Source organism: Cupriavidus sp. SIMBA_020, from assembly GCF_046535395.1.
Lineage (GTDB): Bacteria > Pseudomonadota > Gammaproteobacteria > Burkholderiales > Burkholderiaceae > Cupriavidus > Cupriavidus campinensis.
Map to the genome: position 1 here is coordinate 1 of NZ_JAWRWU010000305.1, position 304 is coordinate 304.

1 protein-coding gene is annotated in these 304 nt (G+C 67.8%); it reads right to left on the reverse strand.

Annotated elements, in window-relative coordinates:
• On the reverse strand, nucleotides 1–304 hold a 304-nt coding region (locus SB751_RS29320; RefSeq protein ID WP_410748943.1), incomplete at both ends, for an exodeoxyribonuclease V subunit gamma.

The following is a 304-nucleotide window of genomic DNA, read 5'->3' on the forward strand; positions in this document are numbered from 1 at the left end:
TCCGCAAGCAGCGGATGGCCGACCTCCTGATAGTCGAGCCGCCCGGCCGCATCGAGCGCCTCCGCATGCGCGGCCGTGACGATGTCGAACCAGAATTCTCGACAAGGATTGAGCGCGTAAATGCGCACGTCGATCCAGCGCGACAGCTCGCGCAGCAGCGCGACGTGCAGCGGCGGCATCGTGGGCAGCGCGAACACGCAGACCGATTCCGGCCACTCGGCGCGTTCGACCGTCTCGGCATCGAGATTGCGCGCCTCCACGAGAAAGCGATGCGCCGGCGGCGTGCCGCTGTCGCTCAACTCGG